Annotated in this window: 1 pseudogene; it reads right to left on the bottom strand. The window is 39.0% G+C overall.

Annotated features, from left to right (window positions below):
• Nucleotides 1–118: 118 nt before the first annotated feature.
• Nucleotides 119–933: pseudogene (locus CDZ87_RS16785) on the bottom strand (winged helix-turn-helix domain-containing protein).
• Nucleotides 934–1,442 lie beyond the last annotated feature (509 nt).

Raw genomic sequence — 1,442 nt, 5'->3', positions numbered from 1 at the left:
CGAGCAGAGCCAACTAAGCTAAGCATTGTCGGTAAACAAAAGCGATGCATGATGAACACAACCATGCTAGAGGCCGTATTAAGCGCTGGTTTTAGTCATGTGGTGAAAATATAGACACTCATGCGGTCGCCCTGCCTCTTTCTAGGAATAACGCTATCTCTGCACTCGCTTGATCCAATTGCGTTGCGGTGTAAAAGATATTGACGGATTGACGCGTTGCTTTGTTGAGTATGGAGAGTTCTGAATAGCCGGGTTCATCGCTGATGTATGCCACACAATCACATTGATGTTTATAGAGAATCGCCTCTAGTTCTGGGCTTAGAATCATCTCTGGATCCCGGAGAACTTGTATCTGACCAACCCATTGTTCACTGAGTCGGTTAACGGGGGGGGGAGATCACTGAGGGCCTTATCATTGATCTTAGCAAAAGCTAATAGCGCCGACGCCATCAGTAAACAAGCGGTTGTGAAGTAACACAGTCTGTTTTTGTATAAGCTGACTTGTTGCGCAGCAGGTAAACTCGATTTGGATTCAGGTTTATGGTTGCCTGTAATGGAGACAGCAATGTTACTATGGTCGAGTGGAATTTGGTTGATCACTGGATTGAAAAGAATACTGGCTTCGCTTTGTGGTTGCGAGTCGATAAACACACACTCATCAATAAGGCGATAACCCACCTTTGGCACTGTCAATATTGGTGTTTCTTTGATACCGAGCTTAATGAATCCTTGGCGAAGTAAACTGATGCACTTCGCAAGTGACGTATCCCCAATGAATTCGCTTCCCCATGCGAAGCTAATAATATCCTGTTTACTTACAATCTCGGGCGAACTTTTAAGTAATAACTCTAAAACACGAGTCTCACGATATCCTATTTTAATAGAACGTTCGTCGTTATAAATACGGTTTTTAATAGGGTCGAATCTGATCATATAGCCAACGTTTTATTTTTATTATAATTCTCTCAACAGTGTAGATAGTGTAGATAGTGTAGATGACTATAAACGGCCTAATATATGAATTAAAGTCACATATTTTATTAGGGTGTGTTTTTGAGCGGTTAAAAAAAAGCGCAGTTTATTCGTTTTTGACAAAAATACTGACATTTAGTCACAATTTGTTAAATGTAAGCAATATCTAATTAAGTGTTTGTTTTATTAGTGAGTTTTATATTAGTGACTTTTTATTAATCTTTGTCTCATGTTTAATTGAATCCGTACCCGAATAAATATCGTATTTATTTATGGATATTCGGTAGTCATAACTTAGTCAGTTTAACTCTCGAGTGAATATAAAAAAGCCCGCACTTGAAGTGAGTGCGGGCTTTGTGCTGAGGAATCCCCTAATGATTTTGATAAAAATCATTAAGTTAAGGTAGATACACACCTTGTCATATGATCAAATGGTTTCGCCAAAAATCAATAACCAGACAACAAGATGT

This window comes from Vibrio salilacus (assembly GCF_002811245.1).
Classification (GTDB): domain Bacteria; phylum Pseudomonadota; class Gammaproteobacteria; order Enterobacterales; family Vibrionaceae; genus Vibrio; species Vibrio salilacus.
This window is presented reverse-complemented; position numbering and strand designations above follow the sequence as displayed.